Source organism: Desulforhabdus sp. TSK, from assembly GCF_022836495.1.
GTDB lineage: Bacteria > Desulfobacterota > Syntrophobacteria > Syntrophobacterales > Syntrophobacteraceae > Desulforhabdus.
Map to the genome: position 1 here is coordinate 16,783 of NZ_BQXM01000041.1, position 26,704 is coordinate 43,486.

At 56.1% G+C, this 26,704-nt stretch carries 27 protein-coding genes and 1 other RNA gene; 18 read left to right on the forward strand and 10 right to left on the reverse strand.

Annotated features, from left to right (window positions below; translation table 11 throughout):
- Positions 1-13 precede the first annotated feature (13 nt).
- From MWC30_RS18745 to MWC30_RS18755, 3 genes are all read right to left on the reverse strand, one after another.
- Positions 14-874 carry a ParB/RepB/Spo0J family partition protein gene (locus MWC30_RS18745; protein ID WP_244085733.1) on the reverse strand — a complete coding sequence of 287 codons (861 nt, stop codon included), beginning with the start codon at positions 872-874 and terminating at the stop codon, positions 14-16.
- A complete protein-coding gene (locus MWC30_RS18750; protein WP_244085734.1) occupies positions 871-1,647 on the reverse strand; it encodes a ParA family protein in 777 nt (258 codons plus the stop codon). The genes MWC30_RS18745 and MWC30_RS18750 overlap by 4 nt, the downstream gene beginning before the upstream one ends.
- A gap of 65 nt (positions 1,648-1,712) precedes the next feature.
- The gene (locus tag MWC30_RS18755; RefSeq protein ID WP_244085735.1) at positions 1,713-1,973 is read right to left on the reverse strand and encodes a DUF6504 family protein; all 261 of its coding nucleotides are present in this window, start codon (positions 1,971-1,973) and stop codon (positions 1,713-1,715) included.
- A 344-nt stretch (positions 1,974-2,317) separates the two neighbouring features.
- On the opposite strand from MWC30_RS18755, the gene MWC30_RS18760 reads away from it, so the two are divergent.
- Both MWC30_RS18760 and MWC30_RS18765 read left to right on the forward strand, forming a co-directional pair.
- A complete protein-coding gene (locus MWC30_RS18760; RefSeq protein ID WP_244085736.1) occupies positions 2,318-2,872 on the forward strand; it encodes a cysteine hydrolase family protein in 555 nt (184 codons plus the stop codon).
- A gap of 107 nt (positions 2,873-2,979) precedes the next feature.
- A complete protein-coding gene (locus MWC30_RS18765; protein WP_244085737.1) occupies positions 2,980-4,365 on the forward strand; it encodes a nicotinate phosphoribosyltransferase in 1,386 nt (461 codons plus the stop codon).
- A gap of 5 nt (positions 4,366-4,370) precedes the next feature.
- Here MWC30_RS18765 and rsmG read toward each other — a convergent pair whose 3' ends face one another.
- The 7 genes from rsmG to rpmH form a co-directional block, all read right to left on the reverse strand.
- The gene (gene rsmG, locus MWC30_RS18770; RefSeq protein WP_244085738.1) at positions 4,371-5,051 is read right to left on the reverse strand and encodes a 16S rRNA (guanine(527)-N(7))-methyltransferase RsmG; all 681 of its coding nucleotides are present in this window, start codon (positions 5,049-5,051) and stop codon (positions 4,371-4,373) included.
- Positions 5,052-5,123: 72 nt separating this feature from the next.
- Positions 5,124-6,530, reverse strand: a complete 1,407-nt coding sequence (gene mnmE, locus MWC30_RS18775; RefSeq protein ID WP_244085739.1) for a tRNA uridine-5-carboxymethylaminomethyl(34) synthesis GTPase MnmE — start codon at positions 6,528-6,530, stop codon at positions 5,124-5,126.
- A gap of 19 nt (positions 6,531-6,549) precedes the next feature.
- Positions 6,550-7,230 (reverse strand): RNA-binding cell elongation regulator Jag/EloR, encoded by a 681-nt coding sequence (jag, locus tag MWC30_RS18780; RefSeq protein ID WP_244085740.1) that lies wholly within the window; start codon positions 7,228-7,230, stop codon positions 6,550-6,552.
- Positions 7,231-7,293: 63 nt separating this feature from the next.
- The gene (yidC, locus tag MWC30_RS18785; RefSeq protein WP_244085741.1) at positions 7,294-8,970 is read right to left on the reverse strand and encodes a membrane protein insertase YidC; all 1,677 of its coding nucleotides are present in this window, start codon (positions 8,968-8,970) and stop codon (positions 7,294-7,296) included.
- 59 nt (positions 8,971-9,029) lie between these two features.
- Positions 9,030-9,326 carry a membrane protein insertion efficiency factor YidD gene (gene yidD, locus MWC30_RS18790; RefSeq protein ID WP_244085742.1) on the reverse strand — a complete coding sequence of 99 codons (297 nt, stop codon included), beginning with the start codon at positions 9,324-9,326 and terminating at the stop codon, positions 9,030-9,032.
- Positions 9,323-9,679, reverse strand: coding sequence for a ribonuclease P protein component (rnpA, locus tag MWC30_RS18795; protein WP_244085743.1), 357 nt, complete (start codon positions 9,677-9,679; stop codon positions 9,323-9,325). Before rnpA ends, yidD begins: the two co-directional genes overlap by 4 nt.
- Positions 9,680-9,744: 65 nt before the next feature.
- Positions 9,745-9,882: a 50S ribosomal protein L34 gene (rpmH, locus tag MWC30_RS18800; protein WP_244085744.1), complete on the reverse strand. Its 138-nt coding sequence runs from the start codon at positions 9,880-9,882 to the stop codon at positions 9,745-9,747.
- A gap of 14 nt (positions 9,883-9,896) precedes the next feature.
- On the opposite strand from rpmH, the gene MWC30_RS18805 reads away from it, so the two are divergent.
- From MWC30_RS18805 to tyrS, 16 genes are all read left to right on the forward strand, one after another.
- Complete coding sequence (locus MWC30_RS18805; RefSeq protein ID WP_244085745.1) at positions 9,897-10,190, forward strand: hypothetical protein; 294 nt, start codon at positions 9,897-9,899, stop codon at positions 10,188-10,190.
- Positions 10,191-10,289: 99 nt separating this feature from the next.
- A complete protein-coding gene (locus MWC30_RS18810; protein WP_244085760.1) occupies positions 10,290-11,321 on the forward strand; it encodes a rod shape-determining protein in 1,032 nt (343 codons plus the stop codon).
- A gap of 89 nt (positions 11,322-11,410) precedes the next feature.
- Entirely contained in the window at positions 11,411-12,256 is an 846-nt protein-coding gene (gene mreC, locus MWC30_RS18815) for a rod shape-determining protein MreC (protein ID WP_244085746.1), read from the forward strand.
- 37 nt (positions 12,257-12,293) lie between these two features.
- On the forward strand, positions 12,294-12,812 hold the full coding sequence (mreD, locus tag MWC30_RS18820) for a rod shape-determining protein MreD (protein WP_244085747.1): 519 nt from the start codon (positions 12,294-12,296) through the stop codon (positions 12,810-12,812).
- A gap of 83 nt (positions 12,813-12,895) precedes the next feature.
- The gene (mrdA, locus tag MWC30_RS18825; RefSeq protein WP_244085748.1) at positions 12,896-14,773 is read left to right on the forward strand and encodes a penicillin-binding protein 2; all 1,878 of its coding nucleotides are present in this window, start codon (positions 12,896-12,898) and stop codon (positions 14,771-14,773) included.
- Between the two features lie 66 nt (positions 14,774-14,839).
- Positions 14,840-15,955: a rod shape-determining protein RodA gene (rodA, locus tag MWC30_RS18830; RefSeq protein ID WP_244085749.1), complete on the forward strand. Its 1,116-nt coding sequence runs from the start codon at positions 14,840-14,842 to the stop codon at positions 15,953-15,955.
- A 248-nt stretch (positions 15,956-16,203) separates the two neighbouring features.
- Positions 16,204-16,629 (forward strand): ATP synthase F0 subunit B, encoded by a 426-nt coding sequence (locus tag MWC30_RS18835; protein ID WP_244085750.1) that lies wholly within the window; start codon positions 16,204-16,206, stop codon positions 16,627-16,629.
- A complete protein-coding gene (locus tag MWC30_RS18840; RefSeq protein ID WP_244085751.1) occupies positions 16,630-17,262 on the forward strand; it encodes a hypothetical protein in 633 nt (210 codons plus the stop codon).
- Positions 17,263-17,418: 156 nt separating this feature from the next.
- Positions 17,419-17,970 carry an ATP synthase F1 subunit delta gene (gene atpH, locus MWC30_RS18845; RefSeq protein WP_244085752.1) on the forward strand — a complete coding sequence of 184 codons (552 nt, stop codon included), beginning with the start codon at positions 17,419-17,421 and terminating at the stop codon, positions 17,968-17,970.
- Entirely contained in the window at positions 17,970-19,487 is a 1,518-nt protein-coding gene (atpA, locus tag MWC30_RS18850; RefSeq protein ID WP_244085753.1) for a F0F1 ATP synthase subunit alpha, read from the forward strand. Before atpH ends, atpA begins: the two co-directional genes overlap by 1 nt.
- A gap of 42 nt (positions 19,488-19,529) precedes the next feature.
- Positions 19,530-20,408, forward strand: coding sequence for an ATP synthase F1 subunit gamma (atpG, locus tag MWC30_RS18855; RefSeq protein ID WP_244085754.1), 879 nt, complete (start codon positions 19,530-19,532; stop codon positions 20,406-20,408).
- Between the two features lie 42 nt (positions 20,409-20,450).
- The gene (atpD, locus tag MWC30_RS18860) at positions 20,451-21,857 is read left to right on the forward strand and encodes a F0F1 ATP synthase subunit beta (protein ID WP_244085755.1); all 1,407 of its coding nucleotides are present in this window, start codon (positions 20,451-20,453) and stop codon (positions 21,855-21,857) included.
- Positions 21,858-21,877: 20 nt separating this feature from the next.
- Positions 21,878-22,282 carry a F0F1 ATP synthase subunit epsilon gene (locus tag MWC30_RS18865; protein ID WP_244085756.1) on the forward strand — a complete coding sequence of 135 codons (405 nt, stop codon included), beginning with the start codon at positions 21,878-21,880 and terminating at the stop codon, positions 22,280-22,282.
- A 675-nt stretch (positions 22,283-22,957) separates the two neighbouring features.
- A non-coding RNA gene (gene ssrS, locus MWC30_RS18870) (6S RNA) lies at positions 22,958-23,136 on the forward strand.
- A 304-nt stretch (positions 23,137-23,440) separates the two neighbouring features.
- The gene (rny, locus tag MWC30_RS18875; protein ID WP_244085757.1) at positions 23,441-25,003 is read left to right on the forward strand and encodes a ribonuclease Y; all 1,563 of its coding nucleotides are present in this window, start codon (positions 23,441-23,443) and stop codon (positions 25,001-25,003) included.
- Between the two features lie 160 nt (positions 25,004-25,163).
- Positions 25,164-26,450: a tyrosine--tRNA ligase gene (gene tyrS / locus MWC30_RS18880; protein ID WP_244085758.1), complete on the forward strand. Its 1,287-nt coding sequence runs from the start codon at positions 25,164-25,166 to the stop codon at positions 26,448-26,450.
- The last annotated feature ends 254 nt before the right edge of the window (positions 26,451-26,704 follow it).

The following is a 26,704-nucleotide window of genomic DNA, read 5'->3' on the forward strand; positions in this document are numbered from 1 at the left end:
AACCCTCCGTGAGCTAAGCGCGCTCGACACCGATGCGCTCCAGTATTCTTGCCAGTTCGTCTTCCGATTGGAAGGAAATGGTGAGCGTCCCGCGCTGGCCTTTACGGCTCAGGGTGACGGGGGCTTCCAGGTGTGCCTGTAAAGACTCCTGCATCCGGGTCAGGACTGGATCGGGTGGGGTCTTGCCCGTGGACGGGGGCGGCGCGGGTCTGGCGACCAGGGCTTCCGTCTGGCGCACCGAGAGATGCCGTGCCAGGATCAGGTCCCGCAGCTTCCGTTGGGCGTCGGGGGAGGAGAGACCCAGGAGCGCGCGGGCGTGGCCCATGGTGAGTCGCCCATTGAGGATGTCTTCCTGGATGTCGGGGGGGAGTCCGAGGAGTCGCAACAGGTTGGCCACCGTGGAGCGGTTTTTTCCCACCCTCTGGGAAATTTCTTCCTGAGTGAGGTGGAATTCCTCCTGGAGTCGCTGATAGGCCAGGGCTTCTTCAATGCAGTTGAGATCCTGGCGCTGGATGTTCTCGATGAGGGCCAGTTCCAGGGCCTCGGCGGAGCTGGCATCCCGTACGAGGATGGGAACCTCGGTGAGTCCCGCCGTTCTGGCGGCACGCCAGCGCCGTTCACCGGCCAGGATCTGGTATTGTTCGGGAACGTCCGTTCGAACCGCCAGGATGGGCTGGAGGACGCCCTTTTGGCGCACGGAGTCCACCAGTTCTTCCATGGAGGCATCGTCCAGGAGTTGACGCGGCTGGAAAGGATTGGGAACGAGGCGGTCGATGGGGCAGTAAAAGAGCTGCACATCATCCCGTTTGAGCCAGTCGGTGGGGGAGAGAAGTTGGTCCAGTCCGCGGCCGAGGCCGCGTTTCTTTTCGGTCATGATGGGGAGCCTCCTTGTGCACGGATCTCTTCCGCCAGAGCGAGATAGGCCTTGGCTCCAGCGCAGGAGGGTTCGTACAGCAGGGCGGGAAGACCGTGGCTGGGGGCTTCGCTCAGACGGACATTGCGGGGGATGAAGGTTTTGAAGATGCGGAACTGGAGGTGCTTGCGTATTTCGTTGACGACCTGGTGCGCGAGATTGTTGCGGCGGTCGAACATGGTGAGGACGATCCCCTCTACGGTGAGATTGGGGTTGAAACGGGTGCGGATTTTGCGCACCGTTTCCAGGAGGAGGGTGAGCCCCTCCATGGCGAAGTATTCGCACTGCATGGGAATGAGAACGGACTGGCAGGCCGTGAGGCTGTTGACCGTAAGAAGCCCCAGGGACGGGGGGCAGTCCAGGAGAATGTAGGTGAAGGAGTCCTTCAGGGACGGGAGCTTCCTCAGGAGAAGCGTTTCGGCCGACGGGTAGGAAAAAAGCTCCCATTCGGCGGCGGCCAGTTGGGAATTGGAGGGGAGGACGGCGAGATCCAGTTCCGGGAGGAGCGGGCGGTGGATCGGGGGAAGAGCGCTCTCGCTGAGAAGGTACGAATAAAAGGAGGGGGCGTCCGGGGGAAGACGGACTCCAAGGCCGCTGGTGGCGTTCCCCTGGGGATCGCAGTCCACCAGGAGGACTTTTTCTCCGATCTGGGAAAGGCCTGCGGCCAGGTTGACGGCGGTGGTCGTTTTGCCGACTCCGCCCTTTTGATTGGCTATGGCAATAACCTTGGGCATGACTTCCTCACGTTTTCGAGCTGACTAAAATGACAGTGTTTCACGTGGAACATTGAGGGTCCGTATCAGCGCTTCCTGGGGTGTCCCCTCAAGACCAGGCCCCAGGCACGAAAAAAAGGATGATACCGCAGGAGGAGCTCCTCTCCGTCTTCGGTTCTGACCTTGAAGTAGCGCAGGGGCATGCGCGTGGAATCCCGGTAGCCTTCGTACCATCTGTCCAAAATTTGTGCAACCGTGTAGTGCTGCCCACGCCAGTGAAAGGCGACGGGATCCTGAGCCTCCTGATAAGCGTCGCGCGTGTCAACGGTAATCCGCTCTAAATCCATGGGTCATGAATCTGTGTAAAAACAGTTGTTTGAGACTCGATTGCTCTTATCTTAATGAAGTAAAGCTCTATCCGCCGGCAGCCCCGGGCGATGCACCTCCTGCTCAGGCAGGGGGCGCCAGGCAGTCTCAGACTGAATCCTCTGCCCGGATGCCGAGAAAGGTGCCAAGTATACTCACTTCCCAGTGTATTGAAAAACATTTTTTTGAAAGGATGTTTTCCACTCCCTGGATTTTCGTGTAAGGTGAAGCCCCGACCTTTTCGGCTCCTGCGTTGAACCCATGTGTCATGCAGTCGTTGAGCTGGTTCACCAGAGCTTCCCTTCTCATGGGAAGGAATTCAGCGATGAAAGCAGTTCTTGTTATTGATATGCTTAATGATTTTATTGATCCCCGGGGGGCGCTCTACTGTGGAGAGAGTGCGCGCCGCATCATCCTCAGGGTGCGGGATCTGGTGGATTCTTTTGCCGCCGGGCATGGGCTCATCGTCTACCTGAGGGATGCTCACGACCCTCAGGATAAAGAGTTCCAGCTCTTTCCCCCTCACGCCATTGCGGGGACGTGGGGGGGGCAGGTCATTCCGGAGCTGACTCCTCCCCCCGGGGCCCTGGTCCTGGACAAGACCCGGTTCACGGCCTTTTACCGGACGGATCTGGAAAGGGTCCTGGCCGAAGCCCATCCGGAGGAGGTGTGGGTGACCGGGGTCGTGACCTCCATCTGTGTCATGGACACCGTGGGCGATTTGCGAAATCGCGATTATACGCCGGTGGTTCCCGTGGATGCGGTGGCGGATTTCGATCCCCAGTTCCATGAATTCGCCCTCAAGCGCATGGAGCGGGTCTATGGCGCCAAACTGGTCGGGGAGCATGGAGTCGCGGTGGCGATGGACGAAAGACCTTGAGCGGGACTGGCAATGGAAGATGAAAAGCAAGGGGGCGGTCCCTTCCCCGATGGCTCCCTTTGTGCTCAGCGGCCTGGTTCTCCTCTTGAGATGAAGGATGGCAAACGATGAACCCATGGAATCGGTATGCGCCCGAGCTCGTCACGGACCTCTATGAATTCACGATGGCGGAAAGTTACTTTAAGGAAGGAATGTCAGGTGAAGGGACATTCAGTCTTTTCATTCGAGCCTATCCCCATCAGCGGGCCTACTTCGTTGCGGCGGGCCTGGAGCACCTCCTGGAGCTCCTCTCCACCTTTTCCTTTGGAGAAGAATCCCTTCGCTATCTCGCCTCGACGAAAAAATTCACCGATGATTTCCTCCACTACTTGAGTGGCCTTCGCTTCACGGGAACCGTCAGGGCACTTCCCGAGGGGCGCATTTTCTTCACTCAGGAGCCGATCCTGGAAGTCACGGCCCCCCTGGTGGAGGGGCAGCTCGTGGAAACCCTCATACTCAACGTGATCCAGCTGGAAACCCTCCTGGCGGGCAAGGCAGCCCGCTGTGTCCATGCAGCGCGCGGCCGTTCCCTGGTGGATTTTTCCCTGCGGCGCACCCAGGGGGTGGATGCGGGGGTCAAGGCGGCGCGTGCCAGCTACCTGGTGGGGTTTGCGGGCACCAGCAATGTGCTGGCCGGAAAGCTCTACGACATACCCGTTTTTGGAACCATGGCCCATTCCTATATCACCAGCTTCAAAAACGAAATGGAGTCCTTCCTGGCCTTCGCACGGGCCTACCCGGAAAACACGGTCCTCCTCATCGACACCTACGACACTCTTCGGGGAGCCGAGAAAGCCGTGGAAGTCGGCCGGCGTATGGCCGCCCGGGGACAGGTGCTCCGCGGAGTCCGCCTCGACAGCGGCGACCTGGTGGACCTGAGTCGGAAGGTGCGGCGCATCCTCGTGGATGGGGGATTTCCCGACGTGAAGATCCTCGTCAGTGGAAGCCTGGATGAATACATCCTGGAAACCCTGTTGGACGAAGGCGCCGAAGTGGACATGTTTGCCGTGGGTACGCGCATGGGGGTTTCTTCGGATGCCCCCTATTTCGACATCGCCTACAAGCTCGTGGAATACGAGGGCCGACCTATTTTGAAGCTCAGCAGCGGGAAAAAAACATGGGTCGGGAAAAAACAGGCCTACCGGTTTTACGGTGATGACGGCCGTATGCATGAAGATGTGCTGTGCCTGGAGGAGGAGCCTTCTCCCGGAGGAGAGCCTCTCCTGGAAACAGTCCTTCGGGGTGGAGTTCTGCAGCGCTCCCCTGAATCCCTGGAAATGGTCCGGGGGCGCTTCCGGGAGGAATGGGAAAATCTTCCGGCCATCTATCGCAGCAACTCCCCCACCGATCACTATCCGGTGAAGATCAGCCCTGCACTGCAGGAGCTGGAGAGAAAGACTTCAGAAGAACGGCGCCGCCAGGAAATCGATACGCCGTGGGATGCCGTAAAATAAGGCGTCTATAGAGACTGAGGAGCCTTTTTCCACAGGAACAGCTGCCGGGGGCGGGATGCTCCGGGCAGGGCATAGGAAAAGTTGGCGTGGAAAACCATGGAGGCATCCTGGAGAGAGGACGCAGCAACCGTCGGGAGATTTTCCCCGGGCCCCGCCCACCAGGCAAAAACTCCTCCCGGTGCCAGGATGCGGGAAGCGAGCTCCGTCAGGTGTTCGGGCTGGAGCTTTACAGCCCGCATGGTGATGAGGGTGTATTGCTTCCGGCAGAGGGGATCGGGCTTTTCCGGAAAGGTTTCCCACTTCCCCTGCAGGGCATGAAGGTCCTTGAGGCGCAGTCGTGACAGGAGCACTTTGAGAAAAGCGACCTTTTTGTGATTGGCTTCCAGCAGTACAGTGGTCAGGTCCGGGCAAAGAATCTTGAGGGGGACGCCGGGGAAGCCCGGGCCGGTGCCGATATCCAGGGCCAGGCCTTCACGGGGCAGCCATTGGGCCGGGAGGAGGGAATCCAGAAGGTGCTTGACGCAGATTTCGTAAGGGTCCGTGATGCGCGTGAGATTCACACGCCGATTCCACTCCAGCATGAGGGCAATGTGCTGACAGCACAATTCTGCCTGCTCTTCTGAAAGCTGCAGACCCGCAGCCTCCGCGAGCCGCAGCAACTCTCTCTCGAAAACCTCCGGCGTCATGATCCGGCCTTCCTTCCATTCACCGGAAAACGGGGTTGCACTGGGTTCAGGAGAAGGGGCAAGGCAGTCCTCTCACTTCCCGATGCAAAACTGAGAAAAAATGCGGTCCAGGAGCTCTTCATCGCTCCCCCCCCAGCCCAGAATCGCTTCCAGCTGGCTCCGCGCCGAACGGAGCTCTTCCGCCGCCAATTCCCCGTATCCGCGGGATGCCAGGAGCTCTCCTGCACGCAGAAGCGATTCAACCGCTTGCACCAGGCAGTCCCGATGACGCAGGTTGGACAGCAGGACCGATCGATCGGAATCCAGGGGCTGTTTCAGAAAATGGGTGGCGAGGTGCTCCCGGAGTGTCCCGATGTCCTGAGGGTTGAAGGCGGAAAGCTCCAGGATCCGCGTGGATGCGGGGTAACGTCGTTTCACCTCCTCCACCGCCACGACGGGGGGAAGATCGTGCTTGTTGAGAAGGACCATGTGGGGCCGGGATGCGATGCTCTCGTACACGGTATCGTCTTCCGGTGTCAGGGGTCGGCTCTGGTCCAGGAGCCAAAGGGTCGCATCGGCATCGGCTACGGAATGGAGCGTTCGTTCGATGCCCAGGGATTCGATGGCATCGGGGGCGTGGCGAATGCCGGCGGTATCCAGGATGCGGACCAGGATGCCTGAAAGGACGAAAGCGTCTTCGATGACATCCCGCGTGGTTCCGGGGGTCTCCGTCACGATGGCCCGATCCTTCCCCAGGAGGGCGTTCAGTAGGGAGGATTTCCCCACGTTGGGCTTTCCCACCAGGACGAGGGTGAAGCCTTCCCGCAGCACGCGCCCCCGATCGTACTGGGCGACCATTTCCTGCAGGGGAATGATGAGCCTGTTCTCCAGCTCCTGGATGGGGACCGCAGGGTCTTCCTCCTTCTCATCTTCCAGGTCTTCCGAAAAGTCCATGGATGCCTCCATGGCGGCCTGAAAATGGAGGAGGGTTTCCCTCCACTGGAGGATGCGGTCTCGGAATTCCCCCTGGAGCTGCCGTGTGGCGAGGGAGAGGGACTTTTCGCACCGGGAATGGATGAGGTCGATGACCGCCTCGGCCTGGGAAAGATCGATGCGTCCGCCGAGGAAGGCGCGCCGCGTGAATTCGCCGGGAGAAGCCAGCCGTGCTCCGGCCTGGATCACCAGCCCCAGGACCCGGTCCAGAACGGCATACCCGCTGTGCCCGTTGATTTCCACCACGTCTTCACGGGTGTAGGTGCGGGGTGCGGCCATGTAGCTCAGGATCACCTCGTCCACCCGTTCTCCCGTAGTGGGGTCCAGAATCCAGCCGTGGTAGAGATGATGGGACTGCAGGGCGGGGCGAGCGGTGTCGGGCCGGAAGATCTTCTGCGCGATGGGGAGAGCTTCCGGCCCGCTGATGCGGATGATTCCGATTCCGCCTTCGCCGAGGGGAGTGGCGATGGCGGCGATGGTGTCTTCGTCTGTTCGGTTCAAGTCCATTGTTGGCAGGGTGCTCGGATCAGGCTTCCTGTTCCGTGACGGTGATTTTGTTCTGAGGCTTCTTGCCCCGGCGGACAGGGTAGATGACGACGCGTCGGAGGTTGCCTTCGCCCTTGCTCTTGGTGCGCACGTCATGGTCTTCCTTCAGGGCAAGATGGATGATGCGGCGATCCTGGGAATTCATGGGGCCGGTAGTGAGGGGGCGAAGGGTTCTTTTGACTTTTTCACTCAACTGCAGAGCCAGTTCCGTGAGGCTGCCCTCGCGCTTGGTGCGGTAGTTTTCCGTGTCCACGACGATGGACAGGCTCTCGGTGAATTCCTGCTGGAGGATCTTGGATACGAGATATTGAAGGGCGTTCAGGGTCTTGCCCCGCTTGCCGATGAGGAGGCCGGAGCCGTTGCTGATGATGTTGAGGTAGACGTAGTCTTCTTTGTTTTCCGCTTCCACGACGGTGGGCAGGTCCACATGCTTCAGGATTTCGGTGAGCACCATTTTGGCCCGCTCGGCAACCGCCGTAGCCGGAAGGACCTTTGGGGTGACACGGATCTTTGCCTTCTTTGCGCCCACGATACCGAATATGCCGGACGAACCTTTGGAGATAATCTCGATGTCAAGTTGTTCTCGAGGCAGTTGAAGTTGTTCACAAGCCCTGGCAATGGCTTCCTCGACAGATTTTTCTTCCAGTTCAAGAATGGACATTCTCTCCTCCGTTAATTTCCTCGATCAGGCGAGTTATGAGTCGTTGTAGCGGGGAGGTGGTCATCAGGCATTCTGACGATTGATCATGTACTGCTGCGCGATGGATAAGACGTTGTTTACAAGCCAATATAACACAAGACCCGATGGAAAGTTGATAAAGAAAACAGTAAACATGACCGGCATGATCAACATGATTTGCTCTTGCCGGGGGTCTCCGCTGCTGGGCGTCATCTTCTGCTGGATGAACATGGAGATCCCCATGAGAATGGTCAGGACGGGGAGTCCCCCCAGGTAGGGAATGGGGAAGCCCACATCGAGCCGGTCCGGTGCCGTGAGATCGTTGATCCACCACATGAAAGGCTCGTGGCGAAGCTCCACGGCCCCGTACAGCATGCGGTAGAGGGCAAAAAACACGGGAATCTGCAGGACCATGGGCAGGCATCCCCCCATGGGGTTCACCTTGTGAGTGCGGTAAACTTCCATGAGCTCCTTGTTGAGCTTTTCTTTGTCGTCTTTATATTTTTCACGGATCTGAGCAATCTTGGGCTGGACCTTCTTCATCTTCTGCATGGACTGGTAGCTCTTCTGAGTGAGGGGCCAGAAGACGATCTTGATCATGACCGTGAGGAGGATGATGGCCACGCCGTAGTTGTGAAAATACTTGTACAGCCACTGCAGGACGTAAAAGAGGGGTTTTGCGATGAAGGTAAACCAGCCGTAGTCTACGGCGTGGGACAGGTTATGGCCTGCCTGGTTCAGGCGACTGATTTCCTTCGCACCCATGTACAGTCTGACTTTGAAATTCTTCTTCTCCTGGGGATTGATTTGAAAAGGGTCGCTGAGGAAGACGACTTGAGTGAGCCCCGTATCGGTGCTGAGGACTCGGGGGATGATCTGGTAGCCGGTCTCTTCCAGGGGAACGACCGCCTGAATGAAGTAGTTGTTTTCGTAGGCGACCCAGTCCATTGGGGGGCTCAGGGTAACATTCTTTTTCATCAAATCCTTCAGGGGGTAGGTGGACAGAGAGCCAGCCTGATACGCGGAGAGCTGCGATGCATTGTAAGAGGACTCGTTCTTGAGAGCGGTGTAAGGCTGTACATAGAAGCTGAGGCCCATCTGGTCTGAAAGCACCGCGTTCGAAAGATTTTCGAGCTGGATGTCCAGGTCCACCACATAGGAATCGGGCGTGAAGGTGAAGGTTTTGCTCAACCGGACCTGGTCGGGGATTTCCGTGGAAAGGGAGAGGCTCTGGGGCTTATCCCCCGAGGAGAGGCTGATCTCTTTGGGGGAGCTGCTGGAAAACGGGCGGTTGGAAAGCTGCCAATCCTGGTGCTGAAGCAGGTCCACGGCCAGGGGGAGGTAGCCGCTGGACTGGGCGGGTACCAGCTCCATGGGGGGAGAGTCGGGGCTCAGCTGCTGACGGTATTTCTTCAATTCGAAAGAGCCGATGCGGCCTCCGGGAGCGAAAACCTGCATCTTGTAAAGCTGATCGTTCACCGTCCAGTTGTCGAACTGTTTTCCCAACTGGGTCAGACGCTCCTGGGGCAATTGGGCCGGGGTGACGGGAAGACCGGCGGTAGGGGGGGGGGCCCCTGGCTGCGATTCGGGTGTCGTGGCAGGAGCTGCCTGCTCCTGCTTTTGCTGCGGTGGCGTGTCTGTGCGATAAAGTCCGAAAAAATACTCCCAGAAGAGAAGCACTGCCAAAGATAGAACCAGGGCAACCAACGCTCTTTTTTCCATACAGGGATACTCCGTGCTATTCGAAATTTGAATAGTTGAGTGGCAAAGATCGAGCAGGTTTAGAAGTCAAGAAATGTGCAACGGCCTGTCCGCTTGTCTGTGACAACGGTTTCCCCCCGGCTTGAGTCGTGCTCACCCTGTTGCGGCATGACAGGATCATAACCTCCCGGATGAAACGGATGACACTTGGCCAAACGCTTCAACCCCAGCCAAAAACCTTTGGCCGGGCCATAGACTGAAATGGCTTCATGGGCGTATTGGGAGCATGTGGGAGTGAATCGACAACTGGGGCCCTTCAGGGGGGAGATAAAAAGTTGATAAAAACGGATCAAACCAAGACACATCCAACGGATCATGAACTCCGGCCATCCTGTTTTGCAAAGACGCGAATGAGCTCCCTCGTCACTTCGGTGGACGACAGCCTTTCGGCCCCCTGCCGGGCAATGATGACAATGTCTTTGCCCGGCAAAGGAATAGTCTCTTTGTGCAAGCGAAACCACTCTCGCACCCGGCGCTTGATGCGGTTCCGGTTCACTGCATTCCAGAACCGCTTCTGAACGATGAGGCCCAGGCGGTGATGGGGTAGTCCATTGGTCAAGAAATTCACGCCGAAATGAGGAGTGCGCACCCGTTTACCGGCCCGTTTGACCTGCTGGTACTGATTAAAATCCCGCAGTCTTTCGTGAGGGCGAAAGCAGCATTCAGCCATCCAGCGGTTTCCTCAGAACCCCTGGATGCACGGTTCGGGTGTAACGTGTCATCATGCGATCCGGATCAAGCCGAAAGGCGTTTTCTCCCTTTGGCGCGCCTTCTTTTCAGAACCGCCCGCCCGGATTTGGTCGACATGCGCTCCAGAAAACCGTGGGTTCTCTTTCGTTTGAGATTGCTGGGTTGAAAGGTCCTCTTACTCATGGTGATTCACCTCGTTGTTGAATGAAAATATGGTTCCGATGCTGGAACACCCGCGTTCTTCCAATCTTGCGACTCTTTTCCTTAGATGCAAAGATGAATCCTTAATCGAATCTTTTTCTCTTTGTCAAGCAGCAAAATCTGCAGGAGGTAAAATCCTGCAAAACAATGCCGACGAGATGATGCCGCCACCGCGGAAAGGACTTTCGAGAAAATGGAAGTGGCAAGCGCGGAAAGAGAGGAGGATTGTTCGGGGAAAACAAAAGGAAAACGCCCTGGTGGAAATTTTTCTAGCCGAAATTGAGGGATAGCATGGAAGCATTCTTAGCTGTTGAAGATCGAGCAGGGCCGTGCTATGAATTGAGCCTTTTAAAAATCCGCTTTGAATTTGAAAAGGAGAGAAGGGCTTGATGTTTTTAAATCGCATTCTGGGGTGGTTTTCCAATGACCTGGCCATCGACCTCGGAACAGCCAATACGCTTGTGTATGTGCGCGGCAAGGGGATTGTGCTTTGTGAGCCTTCCGTGGTAGCGGTCCGTAAAGACGAGCAGGGGGCGAATCGGGTCGTGGCGGTGGGAAAGGACGCCAAAATGATGCTGGGGAAAACCCCGGGCAATATTCAGGCCATCCGACCCATGAAGGACGGCGTCATCGCGGATTTCGAGGTGGCTGAGGCCATGCTGAGGTATTTTATCCGGAAGGTCCACAATCGGAGGAGCCTCATCCGGCCGAGAATCATCGTCTGCATTCCGTCGGGAGTGACCCAGGTGGAGCGGCGTGCCGTCAGGGAGTCCGCGGAATCCGCAGGCGCCCGAGAAGTTTACCTCATCGAGGAGCCCATGGCTGCGGCCATTGGTGCAGGTCTGCCCATCACAGAGCCCCTGTGCAACATGGTGGTGGATATTGGGGGAGGGACGACGGAGGTAGCCATCATCTCCCTGGCGGGGATCGTGTACAGCCGATCGGTGCGGGCGGGCGGCGACAAGATGGATCTGGCGGTGCTTCAGCACATCAAGCGCAAATACAACCTGCTCATTGGGGAGCGCACGGCCGAGTTGATCAAGACCACCATTGGAAACGCTTATCCCATGGAACAAGTGGAGACCATGTCCATCAAGGGACGTGATCTGGTGAGCGGCATCCCCAAAACCGTAGAGATCAATTCCGATGAAGTCCGGGAGTCTATCCAGGAACAGATCGACTCCATCGTCGAGATCGTCAAGATTGCACTGGAGCAGATGCCTCCCGAGCTGGCGGGTGATATTGTCGACCGCGGCATCGTCCTGACGGGGGGAGGCGCTCTTCTGAAAGGGCTGGATCAATTGCTGCGCAAAGAAACGGGACTCCCCATCACCATCACGGAGGATCCCTTGTCCACCGTGGTTCTGGGGTCGGGGAAAGCCCTGGAAGAAATAGAGATTTTGAAGGAAGTGCTCACCTGAGGGAAATCCGGGCCGGGGAAGCTGAACCTGAGGATTGCGCATGGATGCACCCCCGTGGAATACCGGGACTTGAATGAGGCTTGGAAATTATGACCGAGTGGTGGCGTCGGTTGCGTGGCGCGTTTTTGATCCTTGTTTTTCTGAGTGTCTTTCTCTATATCTTTTCCCTCAATTTTCGGCCTCCCGAGCGCATGGACGTCCTCCAGCGAATCGTGGTGGAATCGCTGGCGCCTGTCATTGAATATGTAAAGAATTCAACCGGCTTTGTGGAGCATATCGTCAAGGAATACATCTGGCTGCGCCAGATCAACCACGAAAATGAGGCACTGAAGGAACGGGTGGTCGCGCTGGAGCAAAAGCTGGCGGATTACCAGGAGGCTTCCATAGAGAATTTGCGGCTGAGGCGCCTTCTGGATTTCAAGAGCACGATCCACGCGGAGACCATAGCGGCGCAGGTGGTTCTGCATGACTTGACGGGATGGTTCCAGACCCTCATCGTGGACAAGGGGTTTCAGAATCAGGTCGCGCAGGATATGGCCGTAGTAAACGACGAGGGGGTGGTGGGGCGCATATTGGATGTTTCCGATCGTTACGCGCGGGTCCTGCTCATCACCGATACGGGGAGTTCCGTCGATGCCATCGTTCAGAGAAACCGCGTCAGGGGGGTGCTGAGCGGGAAGGATGCCAACGGGTGTGTTCTGAAGTATGTGCGGAGCAATCTCGATGTTCAGGTGGGCGATCTCATCATTTCCTCCGGGAAAGACGGCGTGTTTCCCAAAGGGCTCCGGCTGGGGGTGGTGCAGGGAATTTTCAAGGACCCCGTCGATCTCTTTCAGAAGATCGAAGTGAAGCCCTTGGTGCGCCTCAGTGCTCTGGAAGAGCTGTTGATCATCAAGCGTGACATCAATATGCCCCAAGAAATGACTGAAGAGTGATTTTGCGGGCGGATCCATTGAAGAAGAGCGACAGAGATTGGTATACTTAAAATCGACAACCCGCTGGCGCGATTTTCATTTCTTCAGGGTGACCGCGTACACCTTTTTTCTTTTCCTCCTGCAGGCCCAGTGGGTTTCACGCCTTCCCTACCCCGCCCTGCGCATCGACCTCTTTCTGGCCCTCATGTTCGGGGTGGCGGTGGAATGGCCTCCTCTGGTGAGCCTGCTCTATGGCTGCGTCTGGGGCTTCACGCTGGATGTTTTTTCGGGAAAGTTCTGGGGCTTCCATCTGGGGTCTTACATTGTGGCCATCTGTCTCGTGAACATGGCCATGGAAAAATTGGAATTTCAAAACCCCGTTTATCAAATGAGCTTTGTGGGCTTGTGTGCCCTGGGGCAGTCCGTTGCCCTGGGTCTTTATCTCATGTCTGAGCCCGCGGGGACTCTGTCGGTTATTTCTCTTTGGATGAACCTCGCGGTTCGGGCCTTGATCATGATGCTGTGCTCCCCCCTGGTGCTCTACCCGCTCTGGTACGTGAAAAAAGAGTGGAGATGAAGCAGAAAGGCTGGGCTTGGTGCATTCAAGTCGCTCCGGGGGGGATGCCCGCCGCTTTCGCCCTTTTTCCGTCTGATTGAACGATGGACACACGAAAAAAGAAATCCGAAAATCTGCACCTTGTAAATTGGGAAGCGGCCGAGACGTCGGTCTTCCAAAAGCAGTATTTTCTCCTGGCTGCACTGATGCTGAGCGTCCTCCTCATCTATCTCCTGCGCATGTGGCATCTGCAGATCCTGGAAGGCGGGCGGTATCGTTACCAGTCGGAAAACAACCGGATCAGGCTGGAGGATATTCCCGCTCCCCGGGGCATCATCTACGACAGGAATGGAATTCCCCTCGTGGAGAATCGTCCCGCTTACCACCTGCTGCTCATCCGCGAGGATGTGCAGGATATGGATCAGACGATCCGCGAACTGGCGCAGCTCTGCAACAGGCCGCCCCAGGAGTTTTTCGATGTTCTGGAGGCCGGAAAGGCGACGCCCAAGTTTCTGCCCATTCGGCTTGCGGCCGATCTCGACAGGGATTCTCTGGCCCGCATCGAGGCGCATAAGATCAGGCTGCCCGGTGCGGTCATACAACTGGAGCCCAAGCGGGAATACCGTTGGAACGGTACGGCGGCTCATTTGATCGGGTATCTCAGTGAGATCACCGAAGCCGAGCTGAAATCAGAGCAATACCAGGGGTACTTTGCCGGCGAGGATATCGGCCGATTTGGAGTGGAAGGCGCCTTTGAGCAGTATCTCCATGGAAAGCGCGGCGGGCGCCAGGTGGAAGTGGACGCCATCGGGCGGAGGATGCGCGTCCTGGATGAGGTCCTTCCCATTCCGGGAAGAAATGTGTGGCTCACCATGGATATCGAACTGCAGAAAGTGGCGGAGTCCTGCATGGAGGGCAAGGTGGGTGGGATTGTGGCGCTGGACCCCAACAACGGCGCGGTCCTGGCCATGGCGAGCAATCCCACCTTCGACCAGGAGCAATTCGTCCGTGGATTGACCCGGGAGCAATGGCAGGGGCTGAGCAAAGATCCGCGCCATCCGCTGCTGAATCGTTGCATCGGGTCGGCTTATCCTCCCGGCTCCACCTACAAGCCATTGGTGGCTCTGGCAGGATTGCAGGAGGGGGCCGTGACGCCGGAAACCTCATTCGGCTGTCCGGGCTTTCTTTTTTTCGCCAATCGAAAATACCGCTGCTGGAAAGACCACGGGCATGGCAGCGTGTCGGTGGAGCGGGCGTTGGTGGAGTCCTGCGATGTGTATTTTTATCAGACGGGCCTGCGACTGGGCGTGGACCGTATTGCGCAGTACGCTCATTATTTCGGCCTGGGTGAAAAGACGGGCCTCGGTCTGAGGGGGGAGCATCCCGGCAACATTCCCACCTCCGCCTGGAAAAAGAAGGTGTTCCATGTGCCCTGGCAGAAGGGGGAAACGCTTTCCATCGCCATCGGCCAGGGATTTGATACGACGACACCCCTCCAGATGGCCAATGCCTATGCGGCCGTCGCCAACGGCGGGAAGCTCTGGCAGCCCTTTGTCGTGCGGCGCATCGAGGGGGGCAGCTCCGGCGAGATCGACGAAATGAAAGGGAAGCTCAAGTGGAATATTCCCGTGGATGCGCGGTGCTTTCAGATCGTGCACAAGGGGCTGTATGGTGTTGTCCAGAGTGATCGCGGGACGGCGCATTCGGCCATCAAAGACCGGTCCATCCCCATCGCCGGGAAGACAGGAACGGCCCAGGTGGTCCGGATGGCGGACAATGTCAATCGCAAGCTGGCGGCGCGCATGGCCAAACTGACGGAGAGGGACCACGCCTGGTTTGTGGCCTACGCGCCGGCGGACGATCCCAAGATCGTTGTGTCGGTTCTTGTGGAGCACGGGGAGCATGGGTCCTCGACGGCCGCACCTCTCGCTCAGCGTGTGATTGCAGCCTATCTGAACGGCAATGCGGGGGCGAAGCCTTAGGATGCGCTGGCCTTTCCTGCCATGGTGTGATGTTTCTCTAATCGGTGCTTGAGGACCTGGTGTCATATGATGGATAGGCGTTTGATAGAAAACTTCGACTGGCCTTTGATTTGGGTGCTTCTCTCCATCTGCTGCATCGGCCTGTTGAGTGTGTACAGCGCCCTCTATCCTCAGATTCAGGCAAATCCCACCAATAACCTTTTTATAAAGCAGGTGCTGTGGCTGCTGGTGGGGTTCACGGTAATGTTCTGTACTCTCCTGGTGGATTATCAGCAGCTCAGAGCCATCAGCCTGTGGATTTACATCTTTGTCATACTGCTGCTCCTCCTGGTTTTGGTGGCGGGGCGGGAGGTCAATGGATCCAAAAGGTGGCTCCAGCTGGCAGGTTTTCAGTTTCAGCCGTCGGAATTCATGAAGATTGCCATCGTCCTGCAGCTGTCGAGCTATTTTTCTTCCAACGAAATTTCACCTTATCCCAGCCTCAAAAAATTGTTCCCTCCCGCAGTCATGCTCATGGTTCCCGCTGTGCTCATTTTGGCCGAGCCGGATCTGGGGACTGCCATTTCCGTCAGTGCCATCGCCTGCACCCTGGTTCTATTTATGGGGATCCGGTGGCGTTATATCCTGGGGCTGGTGCTCGGGGTGCTGCCCTGCCTGTGGCCGGTTTGGGAGCATGTACTGAAGCCGTACCAGAAGCAGCGCATCATGATCCTGCTTCGGCCGGACCTGGATCCACTGGGGGCCGGTTATCATATTCGCCAGTCCAAAATCGCCATCGGGTCGGGGATGCTCTGGGGCAAGGGGTTTCTCAACGGGACGCAGAACAAGCTTCGATTTCTGCCGGAAAAGCATACGGATTTCGTTTTTTCGGTCTGGGCCGAGGAATGGGGCTTCCTCGGCTGTATGCTGCTCCTCGTCTTGTTCGCCCTGCTGGTGGTTATTGCCCTTCGAGTGGCGCGCCGATCCAAAGACCGGTATGGATCTCTGCTGGTGGTGGGGATGACCTCCCTCATCCTGTGGCAGGTCCTCATCAACATCGGGATGGTGATCGGGCTGCTGCCCGTGGTGGGAATCACTCTCCCATTTGTGAGCTACGGGGGATCTTCCATCATTACGCTGTGCTTTGCCGTCGGAATCATTGAAAATGTGAGCATGCGTCGCTACACGTTCCATACCCGTTGAGTCGTTCCGGCCGAAGCAGCACAGGACTCCGGCCAATTCTCGTTCAATTGTGATTTTTATTACTTTTCGCTTGCCAACGTTTCCGACTTGTGCTAACAGCTCGCATATGTTGGGCTTCCATGCTGTTGCTGTAGCTGAATAGTATCCGTGTGTCGACGGGCGCTGGATGGCTCAGAATGAGCAGCAGGTCACATAAAGGTTGGTTTGTGCAATAAATTACGAAGACTACAGTGAAGGGAAGGGGAGAGATGATCAACGTTAATGTGACGCTTTTGATCCAGATGGGTAATTTTTTGGTCTTGCTTTTCCTCATGAATCTGGTCCTCTACCGACCGATTCGCCGCATTGTTGCCAAAAGAAAGCAGTTCGTCGAGGAGCAGCAGCAGGGAATCGAGCGCATGGACGCCGAGGTGAAGGCTTCCATCGAGGACTTCAATCAAAAGATTCAAGACGCTCGGCGAATGGGGCGGGAAAAGATTCAGGAGCTGAAGGCCGAGGCCTATGCTCAGGAAAAGGAACTGATGCGCAACGCCGTTGAGCAGGCGGGGAAGCAGCTGCAGGATGTGCGTGCTCGGATTCAGAGTGACATTCAAGGGGCGCGGGATCAGTTGAGCGGTCAGGTGAGGGCTTTTTCTGTTGAGTTGGCACAGAAGATTTTGGGAAGGAGTCTTTAGATGCGCGAGGGTGTGAGGGGGGACGACATGAAGAGCAAGTTTTTGACGGTTCTCCTCGGTGCTGGGTTGCTCCTTGCTCCGACAGGGGTGGCTCTGGCTTCCGGAGGGGGTGGCCATGAGGGTGGTTTGAACTGGTTTGACTTTGCGCTCCGAACATTGAATTTCGCCATTCTTCTGGCTATCCTGATTAAACTTCTCAAGAAGCCGATCGGCAGCTTTTTTACTTCCAGGAAAGATGACATCCGGGCCATGCTGGCCGAGCTGGAAGCCAAGAAGCTGGAGGCCGAGCGGACGGCCGCTCAATACCGCGGGAAGATGGCTGACCTGGAAGGTGAAACGCAGAAGATAGTGTCTGAGCTTATTGCGGAGGGTGAGGCTGAGCGAAAGAAAATTGTTGAATCGGCCGGGCGGCAGGCGCAATACATTCAGCAGCAGGCGCAGATCGCCATTCAGCAGGAACTGAAGGTCGCCAAAGAGAAATTGCAGGAAGAAATCGCTGAGATGTCCGTGGCGGCTGCCGAGGAGATCTTGCGCCAGAATATGCAGGCGGACGACCAGCATCGCTTGGTTCAGGACTTTGTGGCACGAGTGACAGAGGTAAACCGATCCCAGGGAAAACTGATCGAAGTCTAGGGCTTGGGAAGAGCCTCATCCCGTGACGGTGGTGGAGGTGCTCTTCGCGGGGCCTGCGTGTTTAGGGAATGAGATAGTAGCAAGACTTGAAGTCAAGTGTACAGGTTGTGGTGACAGCAACTCTAACCCCTGTGGAAGGCTTACGGTGGAGGCGAAGTGAGAAATTTAGTCATAGCCAAACGGTACGCGAAGGCGTTGTTCAATCTGGCCTTGAGTGAAGGGTGGGTTGGGCAGTATGGACGGGAGTTGGATGGGTTCATGCAGCTCCTTAAGGATCTTCCGGATTTTGCGGACGCCGTTCAAAATCCTCTGTATCCTGAGGCGGTAAGGAAGTCCATGTTTTATGCGGTGGCTGAAAAGGCCGAGATGACGCCCATCATGAAGAGCTTCATCAATCTTCTCATCGAGAAAAAGCGTGTGCAGCACATAGGGGATATCGCGCAATATTACCATAAGCTGATCGACGAACATGAAAATGTCGCACGCGCCCAGCTCAAGGCTGCCAGTGAGCTGGATGAGACGATCATTCAGGAAATCACTCAAACGCTTGAGAACATGACAGGGAAAAAGGTCGTCATAGAGTTTCAATTGGACCCCAGCTTGATCGGGGGGGTTGTTGCTCAGATCGGCGATTTGGTTTTGGATGGGAGTGTACGGCGACAGTTGCTCAACTTTAAAGAATCTTTGAAGAGGGGTGCGTTAGGTTAATGGAAATCAGAGCAGAAGAAATAAGCCAAATTATTCGAGATCAAATCAAGGACTACGAGAAACAGGTCGAGCTCAGTGAGACTGGGCGTGTGCTTTCCGTCGGAGACGGTATCGCGCGTGTCTACGGCGTTGAAAAGTGCATGTCTATGGAATTGCTTGAGTTCCCTACCGAACAAGGACTCATTTACGGTTTGGCCCTCAACCTGGAAGAAGACAATGTGGGTGTCGCCATTCTGGGTGAAGACACGCTCATCAAGGAAGGGGCTGAAGTACGTAGAACGGGGCGCATCGCTGAAGTTCCCGTCGGTGCGGCTGTTCTGGGTCGCGTTGTGGACTCCGTTGGAAATCCTCTCGACGGGCAGGGTCCCATCGAAGCGAAGGAATTCTCCCGTATCGAAGTCATCGCCCCCGGTGTTATCGCCAGGCAGTCCGTGAATGAGCCCATGTATACGGGCCTCAAAGCCGTTGATACCATGACCCCTGTCGGACGTGGGCAGCGCGAACTGATCATCGGTGACCGCCAGATCGGCAAGACGGCCATCGCGGTGGATGCCATCCTCAACCAGAAAGACAGCGGCATCTATTGTATTTATGTGGCCGTAGGTCAGAAAAAGTCTACAGTGGCCCAGGTGGTGGACGTCCTGCGCAAGCACGGTGCCATGGAATACACTACGGTTGTCGTGGCTGGCGCCAGCGACCCTGCAGCTCTCCAGTACGTTGCTCCCTTCGCCGGCTGCGCCATGGGCGAATACTATCGTGACCGCGGCAAGCACGCTCTGATCATTTACGATGATCTTTCCAAGCAGGCAACGGCGTATCGCCAGGTTTCCCTCCTGCTCCGCCGCCCGCCCGCACGCGAAGCCTTCCCCGGCGACATTTTCTACAATCACTCCAGGCTGCTGGAACGGGCTGCCAAGCTCAATAAGGAGCTGGGTGGGGGATCTCTGACGGCCTTGCCCATCATCGAGACTCAGGCAGGCGACGTTTCGGCCTTCATTCCTACGAACGTGATCTCCATCACGGACGGCCAGATTTACCTGGAGCCGAACCTGTTCTTCGCCGGTGTCCGTCCGGCCATCAACGTGGGTCTGTCCGTTTCCCGCGTGGGTGGTGCCGCTCAGACGAAGGCCATGAAGCAGGTTGCAGGCCGGCTGCGCCTGGAGCTCGCCCAGTATCGCGAACTGGAAGCCTTCGCCAAATTCGGTAGCGATCTGGACAAGAGCACCCTGGCCCAGTTGAATCGCGGTATGCGTCTGGTGGAACTGCTGAAGCAGCCCCAGTATCAGCCCATGTCCGCAGAGAAGGAAGTTACCGCTCTTTATGCAGGCACGAGAGGGTTCCTGGACAACATCCCCGTGGAGCAGGTCGGAGCCTACGAGACTCAGATGATTGCCTTCGTGGAGCGCAAGTATCCCGAGATTTTTGCCGAGCTCAAGGAAAAACAGGCGATCGGCGACGATTTAGATGCAAAAATGAAGAAGGCTCTTGAGGAGTTTGCAGAGGTTTTTCAAGGCTGATTGGCGTCCAATTCGATAATCTAGAAAAAGAGAGAGTGTGCTATGGCAACACTGAGGGACATCAAGAGAAAAATCGACGCCGTTAAGAAGACCTCGCAGATCACCAAAGCTATGAACATGGTGGCGGCTGCCAAGCTCCGTGGGGCTCAGCAGAACATGGAGCAGTTCCACCCTTATGCCACCAAATTCAATGAAGTTATATCGCGCCTGGCTTCGGGCGTAGAGGACGATGGTCGGTTCGAGCTTCTGAAGCCTCGCGACGAAGTGAAGAAAATCGAGCTGATCCTGCTGACTCCCGATAGAGGTCTTTGCGGTAGTTTCAACAACAACCTGATTGTCACCGCCGAGAAATTTATCAAAGCCAAACAGGCCGAAGGGATTGAAGTCAGTTTGGTGGCCGTGGGCAAGAAGGGTGCCGACTACTTTCGACGTCGAACTGTTGAAATCAGCAAGCGTGTGACCGGGCTTTTGAACAAACCCAGCTATGATGACGCCGTGGAGCTGGGGAGTAATGCCATCAGCAATTTTGAAAACGGGATCTGCGATGAGGTTTATGTCATCTATAGCAATTTCGTCAGCATCGTGAGGCAGGTCCCCGCCACGTTCAAGCTGCTGCCCATTGCTCCTGAAGCAGCCTCAGGGGGAGAAGGCGCCGGGAATGTAGAATACCTCTTCGAGCCTTCCCATGAAGCGCTTTTGAACGATTTGCTGCCGAACTACGTCTTCATCGAGCTCCTGGAGTTTCTCTATCAGACTGCTGTGGGTGAGCATGCATCGCGAATGGCAGCCATGGAAAATGCAACCAGCAATTGCAAGGAGTTGGTACGTACCCTGTCTCTTGTTTATAATAAAGCGAGACAGGCAGGGATTACGAAGGAGCTCATGGATATCGTCGGCGGCGCTGAAGCCCTGAGAAAATAAGGTGAGCTGGTGCTTCTCTTGAGTTAAGGAGGTTATAAGCCCATGAATATGGGGAAAATCGTACAAGTCATTGGTAACGTGGTTGACGTCGAATTCGAAGAAGGAAAGCTTCCACCGCTGTTGAACGCCCTTTTTGTATCCAATCCCGGTCTGGGTCCTGAAGAGGACAATCTGGTCCTGGAAGTTGCGCAGCACCTGGGTGACAATGTTGTGCGGACCATCGGTATGGACTTGACAGATGGTCTCGTGCGCGGAATGGCGGTGAAAGACTCCGGAAAACCCATCATGATGCCCGTTGGGAACGGCGTTCTCGGGCGCGTCATCAATGTTGTAGGGCGTACCGTGGACGGTCTCGGCACGGTCAATACCGACCAATATATGCCCATCCACCGTGCGGCTCCGGCTTTCACCGAGCAGGACACCTCTGTAAAGGTTCTTGAAACGGGCGTAAAGGTCATCGACCTTCTCGTTCCCTTCCCACGCGGCGGTAAAATGGGCATGTTCGGAGGCGCAGGCGTGGGCAAGACCGTCGTCATGATGGAAATGATTCACAATATCGCCATGCAGCACGGTGGTATTTCCGTGTTCGCCGGCGTGGGCGAGCGTACTCGTGAAGGAAACGATCTCTACCACGAAATGAAGGATTCCGGGGTTCTACCCCGTGCGGCCCTGGTTTATGGCCAGATGACCGAGCCTCCCGGAGCGCGTGCAAGGGTCGCCCTGTCCGCCCTGACTCAGGCTGAGTACTTCCGCGATGTGGAAGGACAGGATGTGCTCCTCTTTGTCGACAACATCTTCCGGTTCACCCAGGCTGGTGCAGAGGTTTCCGCTCTGCTGGGTCGTATGCCTTCAGCCGTGGGTTATCAGCCGACTCTGGGTACGGACCTTGGTGCCCTGCAGGAACGTATTACCTCCACCACGAAGGGATCCATCACCTCCGTTCAGTGCGTCTACGTGCCTGCAGACGACTTGACCGACCCAGCTCCTGCAACGACATTCGCCCACCTGGACGGGACCGTCGTACTTTCGCGGCAGATTGCCGAGCTTGGTATTTATCCTGCTGTGGACCCCCTCGATTCAACATCGAGAATCCTGGATCCCACCGTGCTGGGTGAAACACACTATAGAACGGCACGTGAAGTGCAGCAGATTCTGCAGAAGTACAAGGACCTCCAGGATATTATCGCTATTCTGGGTATGGACGAGCTCTCCGATGAAGACAAGTTGACGGTTGCTCGCGCACGCAAGATTCAGCGCTTCCTTTCCCAGCCCTTCCACGTGGCGGAAACGTTCACGGGTGTTGCCGGGAAGTATGTCAAGATGGAAGACACCATTCGGGGCTTCAACGAGATCTGCACAGGGAAATATGATGACATTCCCGAGCAGGCCTTCTACATGGTGGGATCCATTGAGGAAGCTGTGGAAAAGGCCAAGCAAATGTCTGCATAAGCAAAGAGAATGGTGAGCGTATGGCCAATAAAATACTTTTGGAGATAGTGACCCCCGAAAAGAAAGTGCTGAGCGAAACGGTGGACATTGTCGTCGCTCCGGGGGAAGAAGGGGAATTTGGTGCGCTGCCCAACCACATCCCTTTTGTCAGTAAACTCAAGGTGGGCGAGCTCCGCTTCCGCGTCGGGGCCAACACGCACTCGGTTGCCATCATGGGGGGATATGCCGAGGTTTTGCCAGACCGTGTGACCGTTTTGGCAAGCGCCGCTGAAGTGGCTGGTGAGATTGACGTCATCAGGGCCAAGGCTGCTCGTGAAAGAGCCGAGCGCAGGATGGCCGAGGCGAAGGACCGGTATGCTTTTGTCACCGCACAGGCTGCCCTGCAGCGGGCTATGGCACGTCTGAAGATTGCAGAGCGGCGTTAGTTTCAATTTAACCATGTAAGCGTTATGAAAGCCCCTCCATTGTGGAGGGGCTTTTTTTTTCTTAAAGGTTGTGAGGGGCCCCCTGCCTGACATTCCTTGGGAGCGTCCAGATATCGGATCGTGGAAAAGGAAGGGAAGCATTTTTCAGAAATAGAACCATGAATGCGGCATTTGGACGCTGATGTCTGTACATATGCGTGCCTGTTCATAGATTGAGCTTGACTTGTTTTTGTTTTTTTGAATAAAATGCTACTGAAATGTGAGAGTTAGCATATATTTTATATTTTTGGTGATGCGCGCTTTTAGGCACTCTTCACCCTTTATTGAGGTGAGCAGCTTTGGGCGGTTTCCATCGCAGAGATGGAACTGTTTGATTTTCGGAGGACCACCCGATAGGGTTCCAGCGGGAGTGGCGATTCGAAAGAGGCACTTGGCGGTAAGGATCAGCCGTTCTGATTGCAGCGTGAGAGAGGAGCTACGTGAGAGCCTGTGCGGGCGTTTTTAATGGGAACTGCCTGTATGGTGCTCAATGCTTCCAAAAAGGTGCGATATTCCAGGATGGAAGCCTCCCACGGCGGATGCCGCGGGGCGTATATATCCTGGATCCTTTGAGCGACTCTCAGTAGAGAGCACTTGTTTTGAAATATGGCTTTCGAGCCTCCAATATAAAAGATGTGACCCCTGCTGTGTTTGTGATTGGTAGAACGTTCCTGTTCCAACAGTAACAAATGCGGGAGCCCTCTCTTGCTCCGGTGTGCATGTCAGGAAACTGAACGCCTGAAGGAGCTACGGGGTACCCACCTTATGACATCGGTTCATGGCCGACTATCAACACGGCACGATGCGGGGGCACTCAAGTTTGACTCTCTTCTAATTACCGACGATCCCGACAGCGATCACGAATGTGGGGCTGTCATTTCCGAAGTACTGCACCAGACAACGTCCAGATCGTCATTCCCGCCGGCAAGCTTTGTCCTTTTCACGGCTCAGCGACTGCTCTCTTCCATCAAACCACATGCTCCAGCCATTGCGTTTTATTTCAGGCGTATAGTGTTGTTCTCTTTTCCCCTGCAGAGGGCGACGAGCATCTGCAGGAGAAAAAAGAATGCCAAATCAATGTGTGTGATTCTATGAGGCGTTCGAAAGGAATATTTCACTATGGGATATATGTCGGGTGTATCACTCATTCTGCTGAGCTTGGCGGTGGGAGTGGCACTGGGAATTGCTTTTCGCCAGTACTGGCTGGAAAAGCGCATCCAAGGTCTTCAGGAGCAGGGCGCGAATATACTCAATGAAGCCCGGAAGGAAGCGGAAACCATAAAAAAGGAGGCTATCCTGCAGGCCAAGGACAGCCTCTTTCAGATGAAGACGGAGTTTGAACGGGAGAGCAAAGAGAATCGAAAGGAATTCCAGGCACTCGAGAAGAGAATTCTGCAGAAGGAAGAGAACCTCGACAAAAAATCCGAGGCTTTGGACAAGCGAGAAGCCACCATCGCCAAGCGAGAGAAAGTGATCCTTCAGCAGGAAAATGAAATCGCGGATAGAGAGAAGGAACTGCATTCGCTCGTTGAAGAGCAGAGAAAGAAGCTCGAAGAGTTGTCAGGAGTTTCCAGTCAGGAGGCCAAGGAAATGCTCATTCGGGCCCTGGAGAACGAAGCCCGACACGACGCCGCCCTCCTTGTGAAGAAAATCGAGACGGAGGCGCGGGAGATCGCCGACAAGAAGGCAAAAAACATCATTGCTCTCGCCATCCAGCGCTATGCAGGGGACTATGTGGCCGAAAAGACGGTTTCGGTGGTCAATCTTCCCAACGAAGAAATGAAAGGACGTATCATCGGACGTGAGGGAAGGAATATCCGGGCCATTGAGGCTTCGACAGGGGTCGACCTCATCATCGATGACACACCCGAAGCGGTGATCCTCTCGGGGTTCAACCCCGTGAGGAGAGAGGTCGCACGATTGTCCCTGGAGCGCCTGATTTCCGACGGACGCATCCATCCGGCACGCATCGAAGAGATAGTGGAAAAGGTCAATTCAGAGATCGAAACGACCATCCGGGAATCCGGGGAACAGGCGGCCTTCGACGTGGGGGTGCACGGCATACACGCCGAGCTCATCAAGCTTCTGGGGAAATTGAAATACCGCACCAGCTACGCTCAAAACGTGCTCCAGCATTCGCGTGAAGTGGCTTTCCTGTGCGGACTCATGGCGGCGGAATTGGGGTTGAACGAAAAGCATGCCAAACGTGCGGGGTTGTTGCACGACATAGGCAAGGCCACGGATCATGAGATCGAGGGGCCTCATGCCACCATTGGAGCGGATCTTGCCCGCAGGTACGGAGAGAGTCCGGCCATCGTCCATTCCATTGCTGCGCATCATGAGGATGTCCCTGCGGAAGACATCATGGCGATCCTGGTGCAGGCGGCTGACGCCCTTTCTGGTGCCAGGCCCGGAGCACGCAAGGAGCTTTTGGAGACCTATGTCAAGCGCCTGGAGGGGCTGGAGAAGATCGCGGCCTCCTTCCCCGGAATCACGAAGGCGTATGCCATACAAGCGGGGCGGGAACTGCGCATCATCGTGGAAAGCGCCTCCGTTGGGGATGCGGAAGTGGTCCTGCTGAGCAAGGATATTGCCAAGAAGATTGAGACGGAAATGACGTATCCCGGGCAAATCAAGGTGACGGTCATCCGGGAAACGAGAGCGGTCGAGTACGCCAAGTGATGAGTAGAGTGATGCAGATCGTGGTGGAGGCAACGCCTCCTGGCTGAAAAGACTCTCTGCAGGTCCCCGGGCCGACACGAGCGGCCGGCAGATTTGATTGGACAGCATCCTATCGAGCTCCCTGCCTGAGGATACTGGTTTTTTAATCGAGGAGATTACAGTGCCTGATAAGCGGAATGTTTATGATATCCTTAAAGAAAGAGGTTTTGTAGCTCAGACGACGGAAGAAGAGGACCTGCGAGGGTATCTGTCAAAGCCCGCTTCCTGCTATATCGGCTTCGATCCCACCGCCGACAGCCTTCATATCGGCCACATGGTGCCCATCATGGTACTGGCGCACATGCAGCGGGCCGGCCATCATCCCATTGTCCTGGTGGGGGGAGGAACGGGCATGGTGGGGGATCCCAGTGGGAAGACGGAGATGCGGCAGATCCTCAGCCCGGATCAGATCCAGGCGAATGTCGATGCTCTGAAACGGCAATTGTCGCACTTCATAGATTTCGCCGACGGAAAAGCGAGCCTCGTGAACAACGCGGACTGGCTGCTGAGGTTGGGGTACATTGAATTCCTGCGGGATATCGGAAGGCATTTCAGTGTCAACCGGATGCTGGCGGCGGAGAGCTACAAGCAGCGGCTCGAATCGGGACTCAATTTCATTGAATTCAATTATATGCTTCTGCAGGCGTATGATTTTTATCATCTGGCTGAGCATCATGATTGCTATCTGCAGATGGGGGGCAATGACCAATGGGGCAATATCGTTGCCGGCATTGAGCTCATTCGCCGCAAGGCTTCGAAGACTGCCCACGCCATCACATTCCCCCTGCTGACTACCGCCTCCGGAGCCAAGATGGGGAAAACGGCCTCAGGAGCCGTCTGGTTGAGCCCCGAGCGGACGATCCCCTTCGAGTTCTATCAGTATTGGGTGAATACGGACGACCGGGATGTAGAGCGGTTTCTGAAGCTTTATACCTTCCTGCCGGTGGAGGAAATTCGGGTCGTTGAGGGGCTTGAGGGACAGGATTTGAATCTCTGTAAGACGATGCTGGCCTATGAAGTGACGGCTCAGACCCACGGCCGGGAGGCAGCGTTGAAGGCCTATGAAGCCGCCAGCAGCGTTTTCGGCAGAAGGAGTCTACCCGAGGACCTGCTGCCCTCGAGCACTATTCCCAGGAGTGTCAGGGACGAGATGCAGGGCGTCCCCTCGACGGTCTTGCCGACAGAGCGCCTCGAGGCGGGAATCGCCGCTTTTGAGCTGTTTACGGAAACGGGATTGTGTGAGTCCAAAAGCGCTGCCAGGCGCCTGATCCAGCAGGGGGGTGCTTATGTGAATGACGAACGCATTGAAGCCTTCGACGAAAGCATCGGAATAAAACATGTGACCGGCGAGGGCATCCTGCTTAAGGCCGGGAAGAAGAAAATCCACCGTATTCTTGTGAAAGATTAAGGGAATGGTCCAACAGACACGGAAAAAGGGTGGACGCCTGAAAGCCAGCTGAGGAAAAAAGGGTTTGACAGGTAGCGGGAGTGGGTGTAGAAGGACGGCTTCGCAGCGCGGGAAGGGCCTTGGATCTGGGGGGCCGTCGTGGTGCGGGAAAAAAGTAAAAAAGGTGCTTGACAGAGAAAGAGAGAGTGTGTAGAAAGGCACCTTCGCTTCGGGAAAAAGAGACGGCGGTCGGGGACGGAAAAAAAGTTCTTGAC